24 protein-coding genes and 1 tRNA gene are annotated in these 25158 nt (G+C 34.9%); 12 read left to right on the top strand and 13 right to left on the bottom strand.

The window, feature by feature from the left end:
- Positions 1–420: 420 nt before the first annotated feature.
- From C237_RS0106390 to C237_RS0106375, 4 genes are all read right to left on the bottom strand, one after another.
- Positions 421–1815 carry a DUF4153 domain-containing protein gene (locus tag C237_RS0106390; RefSeq protein ID WP_018675673.1) on the bottom strand — a complete coding sequence of 465 codons (1395 nt, stop codon included), beginning with the start codon at positions 1813–1815 and terminating at the stop codon, positions 421–423.
- Positions 1816–1871: 56 nt separating this feature from the next.
- Positions 1872–2168, bottom strand: coding sequence for a winged helix-turn-helix domain-containing protein (locus C237_RS0106385; protein WP_026315532.1), 297 nt, complete (start codon positions 2166–2168; stop codon positions 1872–1874).
- A 17-nt stretch (positions 2169–2185) separates the two neighbouring features.
- Complete coding sequence (locus tag C237_RS0106380; RefSeq protein WP_018675671.1) at positions 2186–2803, bottom strand: hypothetical protein; 618 nt, start codon at positions 2801–2803, stop codon at positions 2186–2188.
- A gap of 77 nt (positions 2804–2880) precedes the next feature.
- Positions 2881–4755 carry an ABC-F family ATP-binding cassette domain-containing protein gene (locus tag C237_RS0106375; RefSeq protein ID WP_018675670.1) on the bottom strand — a complete coding sequence of 625 codons (1875 nt, stop codon included), beginning with the start codon at positions 4753–4755 and terminating at the stop codon, positions 2881–2883.
- Between the two features lie 357 nt (positions 4756–5112).
- Here C237_RS0106375 and C237_RS13925 point away from each other — a divergent pair, with 357 nt between their 5' ends.
- Together C237_RS13925 and C237_RS0106365 are read left to right on the top strand one after the other, a co-directional pair.
- A complete protein-coding gene (locus C237_RS13925) occupies positions 5113–5955 on the top strand; it encodes a GLPGLI family protein (protein ID WP_018675668.1) in 843 nt (280 codons plus the stop codon).
- Positions 5956–6092: 137 nt separating this feature from the next.
- On the top strand, positions 6093–7115 hold the full coding sequence (locus C237_RS0106365; protein ID WP_018675667.1) for a 3-oxoacyl-ACP synthase III family protein: 1023 nt from the start codon (positions 6093–6095) through the stop codon (positions 7113–7115).
- A 60-nt stretch (positions 7116–7175) separates the two neighbouring features.
- On the opposite strand, the gene C237_RS0106360 is transcribed toward C237_RS0106365, so the two are convergent.
- The gene (locus C237_RS0106360) at positions 7176–8072 is read right to left on the bottom strand and encodes a DUF6607 family protein (protein ID WP_018675666.1); all 897 of its coding nucleotides are present in this window, start codon (positions 8070–8072) and stop codon (positions 7176–7178) included.
- Between the two features lie 156 nt (positions 8073–8228).
- Here C237_RS0106360 and C237_RS0106355 point away from each other — a divergent pair, with 156 nt between their 5' ends.
- The 3 genes from C237_RS0106355 to C237_RS0106345 are packed head-to-tail and all read left to right on the top strand — an operon-like array spanning position 8229 to position 11433.
- The gene (locus C237_RS0106355; protein WP_018675665.1) at positions 8229–10286 is read left to right on the top strand and encodes a TonB-dependent receptor plug domain-containing protein; all 2058 of its coding nucleotides are present in this window, start codon (positions 8229–8231) and stop codon (positions 10284–10286) included.
- 32 nt (positions 10287–10318) lie between these two features.
- Positions 10319–10948 carry an HmuY family protein gene (locus C237_RS0106350; RefSeq protein ID WP_018675664.1) on the top strand — a complete coding sequence of 210 codons (630 nt, stop codon included), beginning with the start codon at positions 10319–10321 and terminating at the stop codon, positions 10946–10948.
- A gap of 11 nt (positions 10949–10959) precedes the next feature.
- Positions 10960–11433 (top strand): hypothetical protein, encoded by a 474-nt coding sequence (locus C237_RS0106345; protein WP_018675663.1) that lies wholly within the window; start codon positions 10960–10962, stop codon positions 11431–11433.
- A 54-nt stretch (positions 11434–11487) separates the two neighbouring features.
- Here the strand turns inward: C237_RS0106345 and C237_RS14715 are convergent, their stop codons facing one another.
- Both C237_RS14715 and C237_RS0106335 read right to left on the bottom strand, forming a co-directional pair.
- Positions 11488–11643 carry a hypothetical protein gene (locus C237_RS14715; protein WP_018675662.1) on the bottom strand — a complete coding sequence of 52 codons (156 nt, stop codon included), beginning with the start codon at positions 11641–11643 and terminating at the stop codon, positions 11488–11490.
- 60 nt (positions 11644–11703) lie between these two features.
- Positions 11704–12288 carry a ribonuclease HII gene (locus C237_RS0106335; protein ID WP_018675661.1) on the bottom strand — a complete coding sequence of 195 codons (585 nt, stop codon included), beginning with the start codon at positions 12286–12288 and terminating at the stop codon, positions 11704–11706.
- 122 nt (positions 12289–12410) lie between these two features.
- On the opposite strand from C237_RS0106335, the gene C237_RS0106330 reads away from it, so the two are divergent.
- The 6 genes from C237_RS0106330 (at position 12411) to C237_RS0106305 (ending at position 21260) form a co-directional block, all read left to right on the top strand.
- A complete protein-coding gene (locus C237_RS0106330) occupies positions 12411–15368 on the top strand; it encodes a SusC/RagA family TonB-linked outer membrane protein (protein ID WP_018675660.1) in 2958 nt (985 codons plus the stop codon).
- Between the two features lie 3 nt (positions 15369–15371).
- Positions 15372–16886, top strand: a complete 1515-nt coding sequence (locus tag C237_RS0106325; protein WP_018675659.1) for a SusD/RagB family nutrient-binding outer membrane lipoprotein — start codon at positions 15372–15374, stop codon at positions 16884–16886.
- A gap of 80 nt (positions 16887–16966) precedes the next feature.
- The gene (argS, locus tag C237_RS0106320; RefSeq protein WP_018675658.1) at positions 16967–18730 is read left to right on the top strand and encodes an arginine--tRNA ligase; all 1764 of its coding nucleotides are present in this window, start codon (positions 16967–16969) and stop codon (positions 18728–18730) included.
- 10 nt (positions 18731–18740) lie between these two features.
- Positions 18741–19763 carry an AMP-binding protein gene (locus C237_RS0106315; protein WP_018675657.1) on the top strand — a complete coding sequence of 341 codons (1023 nt, stop codon included), beginning with the start codon at positions 18741–18743 and terminating at the stop codon, positions 19761–19763.
- 133 nt (positions 19764–19896) lie between these two features.
- Positions 19897–19981 (top strand) — tRNA-Ser (locus C237_RS0106310).
- A gap of 121 nt (positions 19982–20102) precedes the next feature.
- Positions 20103–21260, top strand: coding sequence for a tyrosine-type recombinase/integrase (locus C237_RS0106305; RefSeq protein WP_018675656.1), 1158 nt, complete (start codon positions 20103–20105; stop codon positions 21258–21260).
- 29 nt (positions 21261–21289) lie between these two features.
- On the opposite strand, the gene C237_RS0106300 is transcribed toward C237_RS0106305, so the two are convergent.
- From C237_RS0106300 to C237_RS0106280, 5 genes are all read right to left on the bottom strand, one after another.
- Positions 21290–21523, bottom strand: coding sequence for a hypothetical protein (locus C237_RS0106300; protein WP_018675655.1), 234 nt, complete (start codon positions 21521–21523; stop codon positions 21290–21292).
- 28 nt (positions 21524–21551) lie between these two features.
- Positions 21552–22472 carry a recombinase family protein gene (locus tag C237_RS14255; protein WP_018675654.1) on the bottom strand — a complete coding sequence of 307 codons (921 nt, stop codon included), beginning with the start codon at positions 22470–22472 and terminating at the stop codon, positions 21552–21554.
- A gap of 50 nt (positions 22473–22522) precedes the next feature.
- Positions 22523–23248, bottom strand: a complete 726-nt coding sequence (locus tag C237_RS0106290) for a glutamate--tRNA ligase family protein (RefSeq protein ID WP_018675653.1) — start codon at positions 23246–23248, stop codon at positions 22523–22525.
- Between the two features lie 96 nt (positions 23249–23344).
- Positions 23345–23659, bottom strand: coding sequence for a hypothetical protein (locus C237_RS0106285; protein WP_018675652.1), 315 nt, complete (start codon positions 23657–23659; stop codon positions 23345–23347).
- 104 nt (positions 23660–23763) lie between these two features.
- Positions 23764–24201 carry a hypothetical protein gene (locus C237_RS0106280; protein WP_018675651.1) on the bottom strand — a complete coding sequence of 146 codons (438 nt, stop codon included), beginning with the start codon at positions 24199–24201 and terminating at the stop codon, positions 23764–23766.
- 177 nt (positions 24202–24378) lie between these two features.
- On the opposite strand from C237_RS0106280, the gene C237_RS0106275 reads away from it, so the two are divergent.
- The gene (locus tag C237_RS0106275) at positions 24379–24624 is read left to right on the top strand and encodes a helix-turn-helix domain-containing protein (RefSeq protein WP_018675650.1); all 246 of its coding nucleotides are present in this window, start codon (positions 24379–24381) and stop codon (positions 24622–24624) included.
- Positions 24625–24823: 199 nt separating this feature from the next.
- Here the strand turns inward: C237_RS0106275 and C237_RS13005 are convergent.
- Positions 24824–25158 (bottom strand): N-acetylmuramoyl-L-alanine amidase (locus C237_RS13005; protein ID WP_018675649.1); only part of this gene is annotated, 335 nt, incomplete at its 5' end.

The raw sequence follows: 25158 nt of genomic DNA, 5'->3' as shown, positions 1-25158 counted from the left end.
TTCTATTTTTCCACTTAGAAACGGGTTGTTGCGATGTGTTAAATTGCTGGGCTAACTCAAAATTACTAGCCTTAGATTTTTGAATTTGCTGACGAATGTTTATATTCGTAGTGGCGTTTGAATGATAAATTTGCATAATTATTTTTATTTGCGTGAAACAAAAATAACCAACTTTTTTATCAGTTCCTCATAGGATTTACTTTGAAGGCTAGCCTTCAAAGTAAATCCTATGAGGATAGAATGCCATCAATAATGTTATGAAACTTTACAGTTAGTAACTCTTTCATAAAGTCATAATTGCGTGAGGGATAGAGGCGGTATCCTTTTTTGAGGGATGGAGGAACGATAAAAAGATAGAGCCGAAAGCCCGACCCGAGCGGTTGCCCCTGCATTGGCGAGGGGCACGCCCAAATCTAAAAGTTATGGTTGTGTGGTGAAATGATAAGTGTCGTAATACAATGTTTTTGAACGAAAGTCTGAGGTTTGTTTGTACTCGATGGTTTCCTGAGCATCTTCTATAAAGTATTTAGAATAATAATCGGGGTGGTTTATAATTTGTTTTTCGCAGTAATTAATACGGTCAATATAATCTAAACCTTTGTTGTGGTGTCGGTTATAGGCCTCAATAATGCCGCCCCAATTGATAAAACTACACACCAAAATAGTGCCGTAAAAATACCAAAAGACTTGGTTGAAAAGGTACATATTGGTTTTTCTATGCGTAATTTTTCGGAAGGTATAGGCTAGTCCAATCAAGCTGAGAATGAGAAATGCATAAACTCCTAGTCGCAAATAAGTCAGTCCAAAATGATAGATGTACTCGGTGTTTTTAATCATTGCCGAAGCCACTAAAACCGCATTGAGCAAAATCCAAATTTTAGCACTCAATTTTAGAGTTTTGGCTTTAGGGTCGAAATTGAAAAAGGATTTGAAGTAAAATAAAATCACTAAAATTGCCATTATAATGGATAGGATAATGATATTCACCCTAGAATGAAGGTCGCTAGATAGTTCATAGGCTTTGGTTTTGATTTCAAAAAATTGCTCATAATTGAAAGTGATGATAAATACCACTAATAGGATATTGAGCGTAATAAAAGTGAGGACACCACTTTGCCGTTCCGAATTAATATCTAGAATACTATAAGTTGGTTTCGGAGTTTGCTGGGCAAATTGAGGAGTAAAATCATCACTGAGTTTGAGGTTTCTTTTTAAAATAAATCGCTGCACCGTGCATTGCCAAAAACAAAACATAAGATAGAAGCCTAGCGCCAAGAGGATGAGCAGTTGGTCAAACTTAATATCCCAATCAAACGCCCATTCGTATTGCCAAATTTCTGCAAAATGGTGACTGCCCCAACTGTAAATGATAAAGAATAGCAATCCAAAAAATAAAGGGAATAGCCACATGATGAGTTTGCTTTTTTGAATGGAAAGCGTTTTGGAGCGTCCTATCCAAGCTTCAAAATTGAAAAACTGGCATACAAAGGTAAATGCATTAATCACCACGGTAGGGATGGTCAGTAGCGCCTTAAGGTGGCGGTTTTCCATTTTAATTCTTAACAATGATAATGAGCTGACCACCGCAAGAAACGATACAAAATCGCCATACCAAGCATAGGCAACCGACGAGGCAACACTCATTGCCATCAACCATTTAAAAGTTCGGGTTTTATTTCGGGGTTTGGTTTTAACCCAAGTCCAAATGCTGAGGAATAAAGTTAAAATGCTAAAATTGAGCCCGATACTATCCGTGCCATAGAAAAGTGCTACGAAGATGAGCGTACTGAGGAAAATTAAATGAGACTTTTTCATAATATTAAATTTTGTTTATAAAGTTCTTTGAATTTCAAAGCAAATGAGTAAAAAAATTAAGTGCCTTTGTTAAGTAGTTGTTCTAATAAGTTGATGTGCTGGTTAAAAGCCGTGCGTCCATCTTGGGTAACACGGTACGAAGTTTTGGGTTTCTTCCCTACAAATTCTTTCTTAATTTCGATATAGCCTGCTTTTTCTAGGGCATTGCTATGGCTGGCTAGGTTCCCGTCGGTTACTTTTAAGAGATGTTTCATTTCGGTAAAGTCTATCCAATCGTTTACCACCAGTACCGACATAATGCCCAATCGTACACGATTTTCAAATTCTTTATTTAAGTGATTGATGTTAATCATAATTCCTAACTCCCTGATTATTGGTATTTCTTATACATCACAATGCCATAGAGGATATGCAAGATGCCAAATCCAATCGCCCAAAAGACTAATCCCCAACCTAAAAATATCAAGGACACCAAACCTAATGCTATTTCTGCAAAGCCCAAATACTGAATATCGGAATAGGTGTATTGGGAAGCGCTAGAAAGCGAAAGTCCATAAAAGACTAAAGTGGTAGGGGCGAGCAAAGCGTAATAATGATGATGAATTAATCCTAGGCAAAATAAGCCACCCACTATTAAAGGAATAAATAAATTGATTAATAATCTTTTGGTAGAGGGCGTCCAAATGGGTAATTGTTGTCGTTTGCCTTTCCTTACGGTAAAGAAAATACCGAAGGTGATAGCGGCAATCATCACGACAATGGCGGTTATCAATAAATCTGGTAATACCGCTCCTAAATCAATACTTTGCTTGGTATCAAAATAATTAACGCCTTGAGATTGGAACACGATATATACATACGCTGAACCTAGTAAGGCAAATAGCCCTGCGAAAATTCCAGAAAGTCCACTCAACGAAATAAATCGCGTGCTGCGTTCCATCATATTTCGGATGTGGCTAAGGTCGTCCTGATAATTTTTATTTTCCATAAAAGAACTTTGAATTGCAAAGTTAATGAAAAAATCCAATCTACCAAATGTTTTTTAAGGTTTTGAAAATAAGTTTTTTAATTAATTATATCTTGCAGCTCTAACCAACGCATCTCTTTTTCTTCCAACTGCGCGGTAATTTCTTCTAAGGCTTTAGACAATTCGGCAATGACTTCGTAATCGGTTTCACCATTGAGCTTTTGGGTTAAGGTATCTCGCTCGGACTCTAGTTTTGGTAAGGTGTTTTCAATTTGTTCTAACTCGCGTTGTTCTTTGTAAGATAGTTTTTTCTTAGGTGCAATGGGTGGAGTAGCGGTTTCTGGTGTTGAAGGGGTTTTAACTTCGGGTTTTGCTTTATTTTGAGATGCTGCATAGGCACGGTATTCGGTAAAGTTTCCTGTGAAATCTTTTATTTTTCCATCGCCTTCAAAGGCAAGGACATGTTCTACAATACGGTCCATAAAGTAGCGGTCGTGAGAGACAATAGCCAAAGTGCCTTGGAAATTTTGAAGGAAATTTTCTAGTACGGTAAGGGTCGGTAAGTCCAAATCGTTGGTCGGCTCATCGAAAATAAGAAAATTCGGATTTTGATAGAGTACATACATTAAATGAAGACGGCGTTTTTCGCCACCAGATAGTTTTGAAATAGGCGAATATTGCGCTTGGTCGTCAAATAAAAATAATCGTAAAAACTGCGATGCCGAAATCGTTTTACCATTGGCTAAAGGAAAGTTTTCAGAAATATTTTTAATGAAATCAATCACGCGTTCGTCTTCATTATAGGTTAATCCTTTTTGAGAAAAATACCCAAATTTTATGGTTTCGCCTGTTTCTATTTCCCCGCTATCGTAAGGTTCTAATCCTTGAATAATATTGAGCAAAGTAGATTTCCCCGCACCATTTTTTCCAATGATGCCGACTTTTTCGCCGCGTTGAAATTGGTAGGAAATATCATCTAAAATCACTTTATCGCCATAGGATTTAGAAATATGTTTAAGTTCTAAAATTTTCTTGCCCAAACGCTCCATTTTAAAATCCAAAGATAGGGACGCGGTTCGTGTATCGGTTTTTGCTACTTTTTCGGTGTCGTAGAAGGCTTCTATTCGGCTTTTCGATTTTGTGGTACGGGCTTTGGGCTGTCGGCGCATCCATTCTAATTCTTTTCGGTAGAGGTTGTTTGCCTTATCGATATTGGCTTGTAGATTATCCTCGCGCATCATTTTATTTTCTAGATAGGTGGCGTAGCTACCTTGGTGGAGGTAGAGTTGCTGGTTTTCCATTTCCCAAATGGTATCACATACACTATCTAGGAAATAGCGGTCGTGCGTTACTAATAATAAGGTGACTCTCGCTTTGGAAAGATAATTTTCTAGCCATTCTACCATATCCACATCTAGGTGGTTGGTAGGTTCGTCCATAATGAGCAGGGTGTGTTTATGCTCGGCACGGGTTTCGGTAAGGAGTTTGGCTAATACTACCCGCTTAACTTGTCCACCAGAGAGCGTTCCCATTTTCGCAGAAACATCGGTGATTTTTAGTTGAGATAGAATTTGTTTCATCTCGTTTTCCAAATCCCAAGCCTTATGAACTTCCATATCGGCTAGTGCCTTTTCGATAAAATCGGTATCGGTAGAGTTTAAGGATAGATGGTAATTTCTTACCGCATTGATGGGAGCTGAATCCAATTTCATCATAAAGGTTTCAATAGAATCTTCAGGATTAAAACTGATTTCTTGGTCGAAGAGGACTACTTGAATGTCTTTATTGATGAACACTTCGCCCGAATCGGGAATTTCTTTACCTGTTAATATCTTAAGTAAAGTGGATTTCCCGCTTCCATTTTTTGCCACGAGTGCAATTTTATCGCCTTCGTTGATATGGAAACTGATATTTTCAAAAAGCGTTTTAATACCGTAAGATTTCGATAGATTTTCAGCAGTAATATAGTTCATGGGTTGATGAATTGAGGCACAAAGATAATTTTTTTAAAATAATTTTGTTATTACCAAAAAGAGTATTATTATTGTACAGTATTAATCAAATAAATTTATCAAATTATAAAAAATTTAGTTAAAGCATTTTTTGTGGTACTTGGTGTAACAAGTGCTACGTTGGCATCATCTTCTAATTTGTTCGCTAAGGAACATGATTCACTGCCAGTGTCGGGATATTGTAATCCTACAACTGACACAGTATGTGGTAGTACTGATGGCGGATTTACAGCCAAAGGTTTCTTCGTTACCACATAACGAATTTAGTATTAAGCCTCTTTTATTTAGAGGCTTTTATTTATTTAAAAAAATATTTCTATGAAAAAAGTAATATTGCTTTTTACCTTAATGGTAAATATTATAGTGTTTGGTCAAAATAAGGTTTGTGTCTATTATCAATTGGAGAGTAAAACCAATTTAAATCCAGATACGCCACCAGATGTGGATATTTATATTCTTGAAATAGATACACAACATAATACCTCTAAATTTTATAATGCGATTTATAAATCATTAGATTCTTTAAATTCTAAGTTGGCAAAATTATCAAAAGTAGTAGGTGCTGTGGAATATAATACCAAAGAAATGCGCTATCCTAAGTTTAATATTGGTGTTATAGACCATGGGGATAAATATGATGTTTATAGAATTTTTGACGGGGATATCTACCGATACTCGGAAACTAAAAATACCACATGGGATATCCATGAGGATGTTGAAAAAATAGGCAATTATAATGCGCGAAAAGCTACGGCAAAAGTAAATGGGAGAAATTGGGAAGTATTTTATACGGATGAGATTCCTCTTTCTTTCGGACCTTATGTTTTAGGTCAATTGCCAGGTTTGATATTATCAGCAAAAGACAGCACAAATTCTTATGTATTTAAACTCATAGGTCTAGAACAAAATCAACTTAATGATGATGATTATTTGCCAGCAGCATTCAAAAGAGCAGTTAGCGTAAGTAAGAAAAAATACCATAGGGCTTATGAAACGTATAAAAAAGACCCTGCCAAAAAATTAAAGCAAAATATTGTCACTCAGCCCGATGGAGGCTATATGATTTTGGCGAATCCTTTGCCTAAAGAATACATTAAGCGTAAAGAAGCAGAATGGATTAAATATTATAAAGAAAATGATAATGACATCGATAAAACTTAATGGATATAAAATTTCTGAGGCAATAGCTTTTTTTTAGTATACCTTTTTGTCAATGGTATTGGTTTTTAAAATTTTTAGATTACATATTATTTAATATCTTTGATCTAAAAAACGGAGAGATTTTAAAAACTAAAATTATGTATAAAAGTGTAATTAAAGGTATGGGCTACCATGTACCAGACCATATCGTAACCAACGACGACCTGTCTAAACTTATGACTACCAGTGATGAGTGGATTACCGAAAGAACAGGAATAAAAGAACGACATCATAGAAAAAATCGGGTAGATGCCGAAGAAACCACCGCCTATTTGGGGTGTAAAGCAGCAGAAAAAGCATTGAAATCGGCAGGAATAACGGCGCAAGATTTAGATTATATTGTGTTTGCTACATTGTCCCCTGATTACTTTTTTCCAGGTTGTGGAGTATTGCTTCAGGAAATGTTGGGGTGTAAAACTATTGGGGCATTAGATGTTAGAAATCAGTGTTCTGGTTTTGTGTATGCCATGAGTGTGGCAGATGCGTTTATAAAAGCGGGGGTTTACAAAAATATTTTAGTAGTAGGTGCTGAGGTACATTCATTTGGGTTGGATATGTCGGATGAAGGGCGTGGCGTCTCCGTAATTTTTGGGGATGGTGCAGGTGCTATGGTGCTTTCGGCTTCTGATGATGAAAACTCTGGCGATGTTTTAGCGGTTAATATGCATGCCGAAGGTCAATATGCAGAGGAATTAGCAGTAAAATTCCCAGGGAGCAAATACGGCTGGAGCGACCGCTTACTAAATGAGCCTGAGGCTATTCCAAGACAAGAATTATACCCTTATATGAATGGAAATTTTGTTTTTAAGCATGCGGTAACCCGTTTCCCTGAAACTATTTTAGAAGCATTAGAAAAAGCAGGTAAAAAGGTGGAAGACTTAGATATGCTGATTCCACACCAAGCCAATATCAGAATTGCCCAATATGTTCAAAAATTATTAAAATTACCAGATGAGAAGGTATTTATCAATATTCAAAAATATGGTAATACTACGGCGGCATCTATCCCTATTGCCCTTTGCGAAGCGATAGATGAAGATAGAATTAAACGCGGTGATTTGGTATGTCTTTCGGCGTTTGGTAGTGGCTTTACTTGGGGAAGTGTTTTGTTTGAATATTAAATAAAGAAGAGGGTGCCTTGACTTTTTGGACACCCTCTTTCAATACAGCCATGGGGCTGTTTATTTTTCAATATATTCATTCACGAGTTCTTGTGCTTTTTTAGTGTCTTTAGGACCTAATTGCATCAAAGGCATATAGAGATAAGTATCTTTTGTATTAGGTTTTGTGTATAAATCTTTTTTCTGGTCAAGCCTAGTTTGCCATGCTTGGCGTACACTTGCCCATAGTGGACCATACTCGTCCCAGAATTTTTTTGCAGGAAGACATTTAGCATCGTCTACGCGTTTGTATTTTTCTTTACCAATTTCTTCAGCGATGACCACATCTTCCTTGCCATCTTGTCTTAGGATTTTGGTATTATCTTGGAAGTGTAACCATCCCCAATCTTTTAATTCTTGGCGATTCATACGGTTCATGACATTGTAGTCTTTTCTAGTGGTATATTCCCTTCTCGGTAGTGGAGCATCGGCGTAGGTTTCCCAATAGTGTTTTCCATCATTATGTACCCAAGTTCCAGAAGCGGCATATCGTGGAGCATCATCTACTTGATAAACCACTTGTGTCCATTGTCCTTTTACCTCTTCGGGCTTTAATGATTTATATTTCCAATGGTTGTCTTTATCAAACACATACAAGTCGGTATTTTCGTAAAGCCAATCTTGTCGCCAATGTTTTACTATGGCATCTTTACCTTCACCTCTAGGATTTACTACAAGGATGTGTTGTAGAGCCAACTTCCCTGGCGCTTCTTCTGCTACAGTGATCCATTCTGTTCCTCTAGAAGCGTAGTTGTCTTTTTTCTGATAGTCTTTGTTTGGGGAAAAGGTTTCGGCAAAATTAAAATAAACTTTGTAGCAACCCGTCATCCCTTTTATAGCTTCAATATCTTCTTGTTTTTGAGCCTTCATTAGGCAACTGCTAAGTAGTGCTATTGCACCGAGTGTTAGTTTTTTCATAACCAGTATATTAAATGTTTGCTGCAAATTTAATTAAAATAATTAAAAATTATAATGATAAATATCATTAATATTATTTAGAATAGTTTAAAATTATATTTTAGATTTGCAAAGTGGAAGGTTTTAGATTTTACTGGGTAACCAATAATTTTGAATATGAACAACTATCGTTTTACAATAGCGGCGGCATTTTTATTATCAATCAGCGCTTGGGGACAATCTAAGAAAGATTCTATTCGTGAAATAGAACAGGTAGTAATTTCTGGGAATACCTTTGAGCAGAAAGCTTCGGATGTGCCTATTCCGATTAAAATTATCAGTCAAAAGCAAATTCAGCAGTCAGGCAATAGGCGTCTTAGCGATGTTCTTCTAGAGCAAACAGGTTTGGTCATTACGCATAACCATGGCACTGGGGTTCAAATTCAAGGTATGGGACCGGAGTATTCATTAATTATGGTTAATGGCGTACCGCTTTTAGGTAGAACAGCAGGGACTTTAGATTTGTCGAGGATTACAGTGAATGATATTGAGCGTATAGAAATTACTAAAGGACCAAGTTCATGTTTGTATGGTTCAGATGCTTTAGCAGGAGTGATCAATATCATTACCAAACAATCTAAGCGAAGTAGCGGAAATGTGAGTTTAAGAGGAGAAACCAATACCACATTGGATTTTAGTGGGAATTTAAGTTGGGTTAAAGACAATTTTTCTGCTGAATTATCAGCCAATCGATATTCTTCTGAAGGCTATGGTTTTAAAGATGATGAATATACTAAGGTGGTAAGTCCATTTCAAACCTATACTTATTCTACCAAATTAAAATATGATATCCATCCTAATTGGAAATTACAAGTGTATGCTAGGCTATACAATGAAACCATAGATAGTAAATCCAAATACCAAGGAGATAAAATTATTGGAACTTCTAAAACTATAGATTATAATATTGCGCCGGAACTCACGTGGCAGCCCTCTAAAGATATAAAGTCAGTATTAAGATTCTATCATACTGGGTTTGAAAATAAAAGTAAACTTCAGTTTGAAGCCAATAAGCAAGCATTTGATGATACTTATTATAAAGAGCATTATCAAAAGGTAGAAAACTTTACCGAAGTGAATTGGACGGATAAAATCCAAACCACTTTGGGAGCAGGGGTTATTTTCCAAGACCTAGCAGCTTCCCGTTATGATGATACCAAGCGTGCTAGACAATATTACGCATTAGCACAAGCTACGCTAAAACCTATGGTACATTGGAAGGTGTTGGCGGGCTTCCGTTTTGATTCCAATAGTGTGTTTGGCTCACAATTTAATCCCAAAATTTCTACCGACTATCATATTTCAGATGCGCTCACACTAAGAGCATCGGTAGGAAGAGGTTTTAAAGCGCCAGATTTTCGACAGTTGTATCTTAATTTTACCAATAGTCTTGTAGGATATTCAGTATTGGGAACCCAAGAGGTAAAATCTATGATGGCGAAATTCCAAAAACAAGGGATTATTACTCAGATATTTGTGTCGCCAGATGAAGTGGCAGAATTAAAGCCAGAAAGTTCTTGGGCGTATAATTTCGGTGGTGATATTAAACCTTACAAAAAGATTAAATTCCAGTTTAATCTATTTAGAAACGATATTGAGAATTTAATTAATACTGTAGCAGTTGCTAGAAAAAATAATGGACAAAATATATTTTCATACAAAAACCTTAGCCGTGTTTACACTCAAGGGATAGAAACTGAACTAAGTTTTCCCATAGTAAAATATTTGAATTTCTACGGAGGCTATCAATATTTGGAAGCTAAAGATGTAGATAAACTCAACAAAATAAAAGATGGTACCATTAGCTCTGGAGAAAATGACGCTGGGCAGACCATTAAAATAGAAAAACGCCATTACTTTAACATTATTGGTCGAAGCAGACATACCTTTAACGCTAAATTATTCTATCAAAATGAAAAAGGGACCTTTGGAAATGTGCGTGGAATCTTTAGAGGACGCTATGGCTTTGCAGATTTAGATGGTAATGGTGTTATCAATAATAAAAAAGAAACCGCACCAGGGTACTTCTTGTTACATACTTCCGTGGGACAAACTTTTAAAGATAGATTTACGGTGCAGGCAGGTGTAGATAATGTGCTAGACCATAAAGATACTTATTATAATCCAGAATTTTACGGAAGATTATGGTGGGTAAGTTTTAAAATAGACTTATAATAAATTAATTATCAACTTTTAAAATTAAAAAAATGAAAAAAATCTTATTCGGAGCATTAGTAACCACAACCATGTTGTTTTCTTGCTCAAAAGACAGAGACGAAGTGATTGAAGACAATCCAGAAGCTTCAGTAGAAGTGAAAACAGCGGTTAATCTTAAAGTACCAAGTTATGGGTCTGGTTCAACAGAGTATGTGCTTTATAATCTAAAGAAAAACGAGGTGGTAGCATCAGACCAAAAAGAGACAACCAAATGGGATATTGGTTTTAATGGAACTACCATTATTGTAAATGGAGGTTCGGCAAGAAATAAAGAGGCGAAAGGTGCGGCACTAGTCGTAAATAAAGCGTATGAAGAAGTAAAAGAAGCGCCTGCAGATAGCGAGATGAAAAGAGATGATATGGTAGATGGGGAAGTAAAACTGGCGATCACTAAAGGTAGTGGTAATGGATGGTATAACTATGATATCTCCTCTCATGTCATTATACCTATTAAAAATAGAACCATAGTTATAAAAACAGCAGATGGAAAGTATGCGAAAATGAAAATTACTAGCTATTATAAAGATGCGCCAGAAAATCCAACAATGACAACACCATCAGGATACTATCATTTTACATATGCATATCAAACTAACGGAAGTAAGACGTTTAGCAAATAAAATTTAAAGCGATGAAAAAGATTATTTCAACAGTATTGGTGTTTATGAGTTTGTTTATGGTGTGCAATATCGCCATGTCTTGTAATAGAGACGGCTCAGAAACTAAGCCAGAAGTTAAATTACCAGAAGCGCCTATTAAAGGAACTTATGTATGGAAATTTACTATTCCTAGTATGGGGGAACAAACTTCTATCCATACTTTTGAGGGAAATATCATTAAATATAAAATGGAAGGAAAAGTCTATACAGTATTATATGATATGAAAATTGAAAGTTATGACGATAAAAGCAAGAAAATTATTGCTAAGGGAATTAGTGGAACTAAGGAAGGACGTTATTTTGTAATGTTTTTAAAAGATATCACATTAAATACGGTATACCTTTACAAAGCAGAAGTAGAAAGTTTAGAAAAGGCTAAAACTTTTCCACTACCAAATGCAGATGATGAGCACAACCACGGTTGGAATTTGTATAAAAAACTATAACCATTAATTTATATCATTAAAATCGTCTTAAGAATTTTTTTTAAGACGATTTTTTTATTTTTGAGTACAACTGTCTAGTGCGTCAGCACCAAAATAGATAACGACGAGCCATACCAATCCTTTAATGGTAAAAAAAGCCAATCCAGCCCAGCCAACACGCTTGAACCAAGTTTTAAATTTTGATTTTTTTTCTGGTTGAGGAGTATTCATCAGTTTATAAGTTTGGGCAAAATTACTAATTTATTTTATTTCTAAATAATGGAATTGGGTTTAACTATAATCTAATCTAAAAGATTGTCTATGATGAGGTGTAGGACCATGTTTTACTAAGGCTTCTCGATGTTGTTTTGTGGCGTATCCAAAATTTTTATTCCATCCGTATTCAGGGAACTCTTCATGTAATTGTATCATCAAACGGTCGCGATAGTTCTTGGCTAAAATAGAAGCGGCAGCGATAGAAAGCACTTTGGAGTCCCCTTTTACAATACATTGGTGGGGAATAAACTGATAAGGTTTAAACCGATTACCATCTACCAGAATTAGCTCAGGTCTTATCTTAAGTTGGTCTAAGGCTAAGTGCATCGCATGGATGGAAGCATTTAAAATATTATGTTCATCGATAAATTTTGGGGGTAATTCTGCAATGGCATAGTCTAGAGCCTGCTCTCGAATATAGTGGTCTAGCTGATTTCTAGTTTTAAAATTAAGCGTTTTAGAATCTTGGATTAAGGGAGCTTCTTTCTGAGAATCCCAAATTACCGCTGCGGCAACCACGGGACCACATAGGCAACCTCTACCGACTTCGTCGCACCCTGCTTCTATATACTTATTTGACCAATTTCTTATCAAATCCATAAGATTTCAACTTAATAAAGCATTATCAATGTCCATAATGCAAATTTAATATTTTTTAACAAAAAATTTGCATATGTTAAGGAAATGTTATATACTTGTCCCAATGAAAAATTTATTTTGATATGAAGAAATTAACAACGAGCGTTTTAGCAGTGGTTTTATCTTCCGCATTTGTGACTGTAGATGCACAAAAAACGAAGAAAGACACTGTTAAAACTACAGAAATCGAAGGGGTGGTGATTACAGGTGCTTTAGGGATAAAGAAAAAAGCAGATGCTGTAACATCTACTCAGCAAGTTGTCAATGCAGAGCAACTTAATCAGGCTGGTAATCCGAATGCTGTTCAGGCTTTGGCTGGTAAGGTTTCAGGATTACAGATCAACCAAACTAATAGTGGGGTTGTAGAATCTAATAGTATTGTACTTAGAGGACGTAGATCTATTACAGGTAATAACCAAGCATTGATCGTTATTGATAATGTAATATCAAGTGCTTCTGTTTTCCAGCAGTTGCCACCAGAGGTTATACAGTCTGTTAATGTGATCAAAGGCGCTCAAGGGGCTGCGCTTTATGGCGCTCAAGGGGTAAATGGTGTTATCATTGTAACCACTAAAAATGGAACTAAAAATGGTAGGATTAATATATCCTATAATGGAAGCGTAGATTTCCAAACTGTAGCTTATGTACCTAAAAGGCAGATGAACTATGGTCAAGGATGGGATAATCATAAAATTAATGTAGAGAACGGAGCATGGGGGCCGGCATTTAATGATGTTAATTGGAAAGATAAAGTCGTACCTTATGGATTACCGTTATATGATTATGATGGTGATGGACAGATTACATTCAATGCTTCAGATTATACAGAAGATGGTGATACTCCAGCATCTATTTATAGTAAATATGCTCCATTTGGTAAAGATAATGTTAAAGATTTCTTTACAGTAGGCTCTATTTATTCTAACGATATTACGTTAAATGCTGGTTCTGATGGTAAATATGCTTTATTATCATTAGGTCACTTAAGAAGAGATTTTGTAGTTCAAGATGATAAACAAGACCGTACATCAGTATTGTTCAAAGGAGGTGCTAAAATAGGGAGCTGGACTGTAGAAGGAAGTTTTAATTATATTAGAAGAAAAGTTTCTAGAACAGATTCCAATCTTTACGAAGATTTATTACAAACCTCTCCAGATGCTCCAATTACAAGATATAAAGATTATCCAGATGTAGCCTTTGGGTGGAATATTTATTACAAAAATCCTTATTGGGTAATTAAACATAGAAGGTATAATACTTTAACGAATTATTTCAACGCAACGGCTGGTATTGGATATGAAATTAATAAAAACATTTCCGTTAAATATACCGCTAACTTACAAAATACTTCACGTAGAGAGCTTAATTATGGTGATGCATGGGATAATTATTTATCACCAAATGTTAAATCTCAAGCATCTTGGTTGTATCAGAGTAATAGTTTTACCTCTAATTATTATGGTGATTTAATCGTTAATTTTGATTATGATCTTGGTGAGAATTTCAATTTAAAAGCGAATGTAGGGCATAACTATCAAGATAAATCCTATGATATAACCTCTGCTGGAGGAAATATCTTGGATATACCAGGGCTTTATACTATTTATAATGTTAAAAAACCATCGCTACCAAGTAGTTTAAGTAATGGGCGTTATCATATGAATACTTATGCTTTCTTCGCAAATGTGGATTTAGCCTATAAAGATTACTTGTTTTTTAATGCCACAGCAAGAAATGAATGGTCTTCAGTATTACCTAAGAATAATAACTCATATTTTTATCCATCTTTTGGTGTATCATTCGTTCCTACAAAGGCATTTAAAGATTTTGGAGGTCATGTACTTACTTATATGAAACTATCTGGGAACTGGACAAGAGTAGGGAACTCAAGCTCTATAGATTGGTATGATGTAAATCCTTATGCAGTAGTTTCATCAGGATTTCCATACTCTCGTGGAGGTTTAAGCTTTGCTAATCTTACAGGTCCAACAGATTCTAATATTAGACCAGAGTTCGTTACAAGTAAAGAATTATCTCTTAATTTAGGTTTCTTTAGAGATAGAATAACTTTAAATGGCTCTGTTTATCAGCAAGATACTGATGATTTGATTACTTATCAATCAACTTCGAGAACTTCAGGGCTTACACGAAGTCTTATCAACATTGGAGCGATGAGAACCAGAGGTTTTGAAGTAGATTTAGGCTTAAGCCCTATTAAAAGCAAAGATTTTAAATGGGATTTAAACTTCTCATATACAAAAGCAGAATCTACCATTTTAAAAGCAACAGACGATACAGATGAAGTAGCCTTAACAGCCGGCTCTATGGTAGGTATCTATGCTAAAAAAGATTGGCTTTTCCCACTCATTAAAGCCAATGCATACCGTAGAGATGATCAAAACAGAATTATTATTGATCGTAGTACGGGTAATCCATTGTACACTACTGATTTAGTGGAGTTTGGTACTACATCTCCAAAGCATATACTTGGATTTACGACATCGTTCCAGTATAAAGGGTTTAAGATAGGAGCAGTTTTAGATTATAGAACAGGACACTACTTCTTTGCTGATGTAGCTGTAAGCATGGCGTTTAATGGAGGACTTTATGAGTCTGGTCAGTTTGATAGAAGCCAAGGAGGGTTTGTTATGCCGAATAGTTCTTATCGAGATGCTAATGGTGGCTATGTAGCTAATCAAAGTATTAAGACAGGAGGTAATTCTTACGAAGAAGTAAGCGCATATTACTCAAGTATCTATAACCGAATTGGTGAAAACTTTATTGTAGATGCTACTGCATTTAAAGTGAGAGAATTATCAATGAGCTATACGTTGCCTAAAAAACTTGTTCAGAATGCCGGACTTAGAGAATTAACCATTGGTGTACACGCAAGAAACCCATTCGTTAAGTTAGCTAAAGATAATTTAAACTATAGCGATCCTGAAACCTCAAATACTACAGGAAATTCTCAAGGTATTGCTGCTTCAAACCAATATCCGTCAGTTAAGACTTATGGTGTATCATTAAATCTTAAATTTTAAACAATGAAAAAGTATATTTTAACAACAATAGCAGGATTAGCATTAGTATCGTGTAGATTAGACGATAATATCAGTCCTAACAATCCCGAATTGGATCAAGTTTCTGCAAGACAAAGGCTTGCCGCAGCAGAGACAACTACATATTCTGTACAAGCCTCATCAATGAATGGTTTGGGTAACATATTTATGAATTCTTGGGCTGGTAATATCTATTATTTTGGTAACCCCCTAACTAAGGAAACTAATCTTAATATTGATGCTAGTTTTTATCAAAGTATTTGGAATAATACTTATATTACAGTATCTAGATTACAAGCCATTATTGATTCAGAATCTTCAAAGCCATTACCATATCATAGAGCTATAGCTAAAATTTTGAAGGCACATTATATGCAGTATATCGTAGACTTGTATAACGATATTCCTTATTCAGAAGCGTTTAAAGAGCAAGGGAATATTGCTCCTAAGTATGATAAGGCACAAGATGTTTATAAAGCACTTGTTTTAGAACTTAATGATGCCATAGCACTTATAGATAACTCTACCCCTTCTGATGCTAATGCAGTAGGAGGAGATGAAGATGTGATTATGGGAGGTAATATGCAAAATTGGAAGAAGTTTGCGAATACGGTTAAATTGAGATATTTGGTAAGACAGTCTAAAACCACAGATGCCGATGCTAAAAACTTTGTTAATCAACAGTTACAAACTATGGCAAATGCTTCATTTGTTGATTTTGATGTAACCATTAACCCAGGCTATAATGCTTCTACTGCAGCTAACCAGAATCCATTATATAACGCTTTCGGTAGAAGAAAATCAGATAATACAATAAATACTTATGGTTGGAGATTATATAAAGCTTCAGACCATATTGCCAAAGCGCTTAATGGAGATGCTACAGGTGTAGTAGACCCAAGAGGTAAATATCTATTTAGACCAGTAGGCGGTAGAATAGAAGGGGTAGTACAAGGCTCTTTAAAAGATGCTACAAAAGAGGAAGGAAACTTCTCTTTTATAGGTGGTAAGTTTTATTTATCAGCAAGCGAAGGTTCTGCTATGGACGGCTATTTAATGCTCCAAGCTGAGAGTGAATTTTTACAAGCCGATGCAGCACTTGAATATCCTAGTTATTTTTCAAATGCAAAAGCTCACTTTGAAAATGGTATTGTAGCGTCTTTCGCTTTCCATGGTATTGCAGGAGATGCCGCAGATTATATCAATGCGGTAGACAGTAAACCAGGTGTGGGCTGGACAGCAACAGCTGATAAAACGGAAGCTATTCAATACCAAAGATGGATTGCTTTAACTAACTATAATGGATTAGAAACTTATTTAAACTATTTGAAAACAGGATATCCTGCTACGCCATTGGCTGTAAATGCTCAAAGAGCTAATAAGCCATATAGGTTAGTTTATCCTGCTACAGAATACACTTCTAATGCAGTTAATGCTCCTAAAATGACATCAGAAGATGCATTTGTAAAAAATCAGTTTACACCATTCTGGTTAAAATAATTTAATTTTTATATATCTAAAAGCCACCCTTCGGGGTGGTTTTTTATTTTCCGTATATTTGCATTTTAAAAATTTAGACTATGGACATTAAGGCACAGTTGCAGCAACATATTTCAGAACTCATCGAGAAAAATTACCAATTGCCAGAGGTTAAATTGGAAGTACAAGAAAACAAAACACCATTTGAAGGGGATTTTACCGTGGTTACTTTCCCTTTGGTCAAGCAACTCAAAAAAAGCCCTGATGCCTTAGGACAAGAAATAGGCACGCAACTACAAGCCGAGAATGATGCCGTATCCTATTTTAATGTCGTCAAAGGATTTTTGAATTTAAGCATCAAGTCAGAATATTTTGTGAAAATGCTACAAGGTGTGGAGCAAAATTTTGATACGCTAAGCCTTAAAAAAGAAACCATTATGGTGGAATACTCTTCGCCGAATACCAATAAACCATTGCATTTAGGGCACATTAGAAATATTTTGTTGGGTTATGCCGTAGCACAGATTTTAAAGGAAGATGGTTATCAGGTGATAAAAACCCAAATCGTCAATGATAGAGGGATTCATATTTGTAAATCCATGTTGGCTTGGGAGCAATTTGGTAATGGAGAAACACCTGATTCATCTAATACAAAGGGAGATAAATTAGTAGGAAACTATTATGTAAAATTCGACCAAGAATATAAAAAGCAAATCAAAGAACTCACCGAGCAAGGAGCAACGGAAGAAGAAGCCAAAAAGCAAGCCCCTATTTTTGTGGAAGCTCAGAAAATGCTTTTAGATTGGGAGCAGGAAGACCCTAAAGTTCGTCAACTTTGGGAGACCATGAATCAATGGGTATACAAAGGGTTTTACGAAACTTACCAAAGATTAGGTGTGGATTTTGACCAAATCCAGTACGAGAGCAATACCTATATTTTGGGTAAAGATGTCATCCAAGAAGGGTTGGACAAGGGCGTATTTTACAAAAAAGAAGACGGCTCCGTTTGGTGTGATCTTACCGAGGAAGGCTTAGACCAAAAACTTTTGCTCCGTGCTGATGGTACCTCTGTGTATATGACCCAAGACTTGGGTACCGCCGTGGAGCGCTTTAAAAATAATAATATTCAGCAACTCATTTATACCGTGGGCAATGAGCAAGATTACCACTTTCAAGTTTTATTCAAAGTTTTGAAAAAATTAGGCTATCCGTGGGCAGATCATTTGTATCACCTGTCTTATGGAATGGTGGAGTTGCCACACGGTAAAATGAAATCTCGCGAGGGTACTGTGGTGGATGCAGATGACTTAATGCAGGAAATGTACCTCACTGCCAAAGAAAAAGCCCAAGAATTAGGTAAAATGGAATCTCTAAGCGAGGAAGAAAAAGAACAATCTTATGAAATAGTAGGGCTAGGCGCGTTAAAATATTTTATCCTAAAGGTAGATCCCAAAAAGAAAATATTGTTTAATCCCGCCGAAAGTATTGATTTTAATGGCAACACAGGACCTTTCATCCAATACACTTATGCGAGAATTCAGTCGCTTTTAGAAAAGGCTAATTTTAATTCATCTACTGAAATTTCAAATGTAGAGACTAATGCCTATGAAAAAGAATTGATTATGCAGTTGGCGAATTTTAAACCTACGGTATCGAAAGCGGCGGAAACTCTAAGCCCCGCACAATTAGCTAATTATATTTATGATTTAGTAAAGGCTTATAATTCATTCTACCAAAATAATCCAATTTTAAACCAAGCGGATGATCACATCAAACATTTCCGTTTAAAGTTATCGTATCTTACGGGTAAGACGATTAAAAAAGGATTGTCTTTATTAGGCATCGGTGTAGTTAATAGAATGTAAATCAGCTTTTATGATAATAGATTGTTCTCAAGCAATTGATGTTGATACACTAACTCCTAAGACTTCTTTTGAAATTGAAGTGATTGACTTCCTTAAAGATTGGTTTTCTGGGGCTTCTACGGTTAAAGTGAAAACTTCGGGTTCTACTGGAACACCCAAAATTTTCGATATAGAAAAAGAAAGAATGCGTCATTCTGCGAAGATGACTTGTGATTTTTTAAATCTTAATTCAGGAGATACAGCCTTTCTGTGCTTACCAGTAGAGTATATTTCGGGTAAAATGATGGTGGTTAGGGCTTTAGAGAAAGGGCTGAAATTGCGTGTTGCTACGCCCTCTACACGACCATTGGAAAATCTAAAGCAAGCCATTGATTTCTGTGCCATGACGCCTTTGCAGGTAGAGCAATCATTAGATAAGATTCATTATATCAAAAAGTTGATTATTGGCGGAGCGGCCGTTTCGGAATCTTTAGTAAGAAAGTTACAGAAGTTAAATTTAAAAGATACCACAATCTATGAAACCTATGGGATGAGCGAAACGCTTTCTCATATTGCTTTAAAATCTATCATTCCTGAAAGGAAATTATTTTTTGAGGTATTAAATGAAGTGAAAATTTCTACTGATAACAGAGGCTGTCTTCAAATAGATGCCCCGTATTTAAACGAAAATCGGTTGGTAACCAATGATATGGTGGAACTTAATGGAACTAATCAATTTAGATTTTTGGGTAGAGTAGATCATATCATCAATTCTGGAGGTGCTAAAATTTTCCCTGAACAATTAGAGGCTATGGCTAAACAATATATAAGCCAAGAAGTGGTGTTTACAAGCCTTCCAGACAGACTTTTAGGAGAACGATTGATAGCAGTGGTAGAGGGAAAAGAAAGTTTAAAACTTAAAACTATTTTTGAGCATTTGCCTTACGAAAAGAAGTTACTTCAGCCTAAAACCATTATGTTTATATCAGAAATTCCAAGAACACCGAATGGAAAAGTAGATAGATTGGCTTTAAAAACTAGAATTTCTAATTAACTTAGATGAAGTTTTAAGGGTTGAAATTTAGGGAGTTATATTGATGTGTTTAAAAAACAATAAAAAATATTTTGCTACAATAAAAATAAGTTCTATATTTGCACCACTTAAAAACAAAAGTTTATTTTGTTTTGGAGAGATGGCAGAGTGGTCGAATGCGGCGGTCTTGAAAACCGTTGACTGTCACAGGTCCGGGGGTTCGAATCCCTCTCTCTCCGCGAAAGTAGGTTAAACCGCTCTAAAACAGCGGTTTTAACTTACGGAGAACTAAAAAAAGCACAAAAGTGCACAGATTTCATTTCCGCTACCCTTAATATCCAGAATTCAAATCTGGAAGAAATGAAAAACTATTGGACTCAACCTAAAGTTACTGCTTATCCGCTCGATTCTGGAAAGGATTGGTACGTGTGGTTTCGATTTAATGGCGGTAATCCTATAAGAATTAAAAAAGGTCTTAACAAAATCCAAAACTATGATGATAGGATGGAAGAGGCTTTAGCTATGGCTGAAGTTATCGAAGAAAGATTAAATAGTGGCTGGATTCCTAAGATGCCTAAGCGTCGAAGAGTTAGACTTAATGTTATTGAGGCTGTAGAATTTGGATTTAAAGAAAAATCTAAAACTTTATCTAAAAACAGCGCAGATAATTATAAGACGACTGTTAAATACTTTATTCAAGCCGCTAAGGAATTTAAATTAGACAAAATGAATGTAGAGTATTTAGAAAGGTATCACGCCAAAGAAATGCTTTATCATTTAAAAGAGAAAAGAAATTGGACCAACAAAAACTACAACAAACATAAAGGTGTTCTTAATGCTATTTTTTATGAAGTTCTTGATGCTGACTACATCAAAATCAATCCTTTTGCGAATATTAAAAATTTAAAAGTTCCTAAAAAAGAAGCCAACATACCGCCAACTGATAAAGAAATGAAACTTATATCTATGGCTTTAAAAGATGTTTGCTATGGCTTTTATGTGTTTTGTTCCTCAATTTACTATTGCGGTATTAGACCAGATGAATTAATTCACTTGAAAGTATCAATGCTTGATTTACAAAATAGCATGATACATCTTCCATCCGAGATAACTAAGACTGATGCTGATAGAATGGTGCCTATAAGCCCTCAGCTTAAAGATTTGTTTTTAAGTTTTGATTTATCCAACCCAGATAATTATCTTTTTGGAACATGCGTACCAAATGGAGGAAGACATGGTAAAAAAAAGAATTATTTTGAACCTAATAAATACAAGGTAAAGGAAGATACAGCCAACAAATTATGGAAAAAGACAATAAAAGATGGTTTGGGAATTGACAAAAATATGTATTCATTAAAACACAGAGGTGCCGATGATAAGATTTTGGCGGGCATGCCTTTAGAAACAGTGCAGGCAATTTTTGGTCACTCAACTCAAAAAATGACAGAAAGATATGCTAGAATAGTTAAACTGAAACGATTTGAAGACGCTAAAAAAATACAATTGCCCAATTTTTAATACTCAAAAAACCTCTGACTTTTCAGAGGTTATATTTTTTCGATTACTCGATATAACTGGGTTTTATTGCTAACCTTACCAGGTTTATTTTCCATAGTTTTTAGGATTATGTTGTCATTTTCCACAGAAACAAATTCTCGATATAAAAATGAATCCTGTGTTTGTATAATAACTTCCATACCCCTTTCTAAACTTTCTACCTTGCAAAGTTCGCAAAGTAGTTTGTCGCCGTTGTCGACTTTAAATACGCGTTTATTATCCATACTTCTATTTTTTTGCTGAGATATAAAATTATTGATTATTTTCTCGATTTTTAATAATATTCTCCAACAACTCTCTATTGTAATTCTTAGAATCTTTATTACTTTCAATTCTTATGCGATTTGTTGTAATCACATAGTAATCAAAAAGGTTGTTTTTTTGAAGGTATGCTTTTACATTATGAGGTTGAATATTTTTCCTCTCACTACTAATTTGTCTTGCAATTTCTGTAAGACCATTACCTCTTTCTATTAATTCCAAAATTTTCTGCTTCCTTGCTGACAAGTATTTATTTATTTCGGATTTTCGCTTATGCTTACAAGTCTGCTTTACATTAGACTTTTTAAACTTATATCTAAGATTTTTCTTTTTAATAAATCTTGCGACAGTATCCCTGCAACACCCTAGTTCAATTGCAATTTTAGATAACTCCATCTTGCTATCTAACATTTCTTGTATTTGCTCTTCTTTGCCCTCTAACATAAACTTTTTCTTATAACCTGCAATATTTCCAAGCATTACACCTTGTTTTTTCTTAATTGCAACAGCTTCTTTGGTTCTTTTGCCTATCATTTCTCTTTCTAACTCGCTAACTAATCCGAAGGCAAATGCTAATACTTTGGATTGTATATTGTCCCCTAACTCGAAGTTATCTTTTACAGTATATAATTTAACTCCTTTACTCATTAGAAACTCTAAAACCTTCATAATCATAAATATTTTACGACCTAAACGCGAGATTTCTGAGCAGATTATAACATCCCCTTTATTTATTTTTTGCATCAATACACCTAGCATTCGTTTGTCAGGGTCAACGGTTCCAGAGACCCCATCATCCTCAATCCACTCTTCTATTTCAAGTCCGAGATGTTTTGATTTTTCAATAATTCCATACTTCTGATTAGAAATCTCCTGTATATTAGTACTAACTCTTATGTATGCGTAAACCATTTTTAAAAGGGATTTAAAAAGGCTGTTTTCGACAGCCTTCTCATTGAAAATTAAAGAAAGTAAAACTTTGGTTTATTTAACTTGAGTATATCACAAATCAAATTGTAATGCAATATGATAGGAATCATTACACTACCCTCAATCACATCTGTGATTTCTTGATGATGATTATTCACCAAGTCAGTAAACCAAAATCTTGGTATATTACCCTCTGATATTATTATATCATGAAAGGGATCATAAAAATTTTTTACACTTCTGTCACCATCGAAACCACATTTGAGCTCGTAGATTTCTTTTTTAGGGACTTTGAACCTAATAACATAGGGCGTATTGGCTTCTAAAAGTTTGTCCACTTCGTTTTTCGTTAAAGTAAAACTATTTCTAAACTTCTCTCTATTTTTAGAGTTGTAGATAAAAGTTTTATTCTGCGCATTATACTCTTCTCTAATATTATCTAACTCTTCTGGCGTATCAAATGCGTAATACGCAGAACCTTTCTCAATCAATTCATCTATGTATTTTTTATAGAGGGTATTATGTTCACTTTGTTTAAAATACTTAGACTTTATCTCATCTTGTGATAAACCTAATAGGTTTAATTTTTGCTCAATGTTTTTGAATACCCTACCGTCTTTGTAGGGTTTCAAATCGTTTATACGGATGATACATTCTCCGTTATTTTTCTTTGCAAACAAATAATTTGCAAATAATTGTCGCATTGACACTTCATCTACTCTCGTATTTTGAGGTAGGTCTATTCTTGTTTTTATCATAATTGTTTAGATTATATATATTATCTCTTTGTTTACTTCCCAAAGGCGTTGTACTTTGTTTTATTTAATTAACAATTTATCTGTATTTTGTTGTTTCTACTGAACAAAAACTAAATAGTATTGTTCGTTACCAAATGAGTCATTCTCGCACTCATTTTTAAAGACAAAGAAGTCTTTTTCTTCGTCTATGTTGTCTATAAGATTCTGAGCGATCTGATTGTCATCGTCTTGTTCACCTGCACAATAGTCGATTACTTCGATGACTTGTGCATTTTCGGATAAATCAAACTCTCTCTTTGCTCTCTCAATATCGAATTCTTTGAAGTCTTCGATATAGTTTTCAACATTAAATGTTTTTGTAGCGTTATCTGCGAAATGATTTATTATTTTTTGTGCTAAAACCGTTGTCATTTTTTTTCTTATTTTTGTACCTGCTTAGCAGGCGTTGTACTTTCTTTAATTTTTGTGTCTGTTAAGTATTCGCCCTGCCGACTGCAATCAGCAGGGCTTTTTTGTTAAATCAAATCAACCTCTTTCAGTTCGAGAGTGCTGTCAAAGTCTTTATCTTCAACTATGTCGAAGATAAAGTTAAGTTCGTTGTTCTCATTTAACTTAACAGAAACAGCGACTTCATTATCGCATTTCAAATCTCTATTGAAGTCGTAATTACCTAAAATATCACTACCTACGAATTCTTCTAATTTAGAAATAGAAGTAATTTCATTCTTAAATTCATCATCGCTATCTAAATGATTAGTGAGCGCTTTATAACATTGTCTTAAGCACTTATCAAAATTCAACTCTTTGTTTTCTTCTAAAGCATCTTCGCAAAGACCTTTAGCGTATTCTTCAAAATGTTCAACTGCTTTAGTTAAAGTTTCACAGTTCTCAGGGTTCATGTACAAACTATCGTTTGCTGAATCGTAAACAGATGTAATAATTTGACTTGTCATAATCTTTAATTTTTGTACCTCTCTGCAAAGAGGTGTTGTACTTTCTTTTAATTTTACATTGCAAATATAAAACTATAATTTGATATATGCAAATATTTTTTAAATTATATTTTTCTATTTAGATTTTTTAATAAAAATATAATTTGACATAATGTTCACTTATTGTATATTTGCACTATGGAATTGAGAATAAAAGAACTTTCTACAAGTAAGGGTGTCTCTTTACAGGATTTGTCTAAGAAATTAGGTATATCCTATCAGGCTCTGAATGCTCGGATGATAGGAAACCCAAGTGTTAAGGTGTTAAAAGAGATTGCCGATGCTTTAGAAGTTGATTTGCACGAATTATTTACAACTTCAGATGCTTATTCTCATTTTTACGATACTGAAACTGGAGAGTGGTTAGGGATAAGAAAAAAGTAATTATTTACATTAAAAAAAACCGGTAGAAACATCTTGAATCTATCGGTTTATCATTTTTACTTGCAGAACAATAGCGGAGTGTACGGCGAAGCAAGGGCAATAAGATGAAAAATAACCCCCAAAACTTCTACAAATCTCCTACATAATGCGTAGGGCTTCAAAGAACTGAAAGTTATTTAAAAACAAAAGTAAGAAATAATTATCTCATATCATCATATTTTTTAGCGATTTCTGCGACCGCTTTCATTAGGATTTCTTTTTTCGTGTCCCATTGTTGCATATCTAGTACCGATGATATAAAACATATTTCCCAAAGTACCGAACATCCTGCACCTAAGTTTAAGATGCCTATTCTTCCGTGTCGTGTGGAGCTTTCACACTTGACACCTCGGTTTCTAATGCCTAAAATTTTAGACGCTGTTTCGCAGATTTCCGTTGCCATTTTATAACTCATAGAATTTTTGTCTGCAAAGTCTTTTCTATTGACGATACATTCTGTACCAGTAGCAGACGGCGACCCTGCATTAAAATGGT

The sequence above is a fragment of the Riemerella columbina DSM 16469 genome (assembly GCF_000374405.1).
Lineage (GTDB): Bacteria > Bacteroidota > Bacteroidia > Flavobacteriales > Weeksellaceae > Riemerella > Riemerella columbina.
This window is presented reverse-complemented; position numbering and strand designations above follow the sequence as displayed.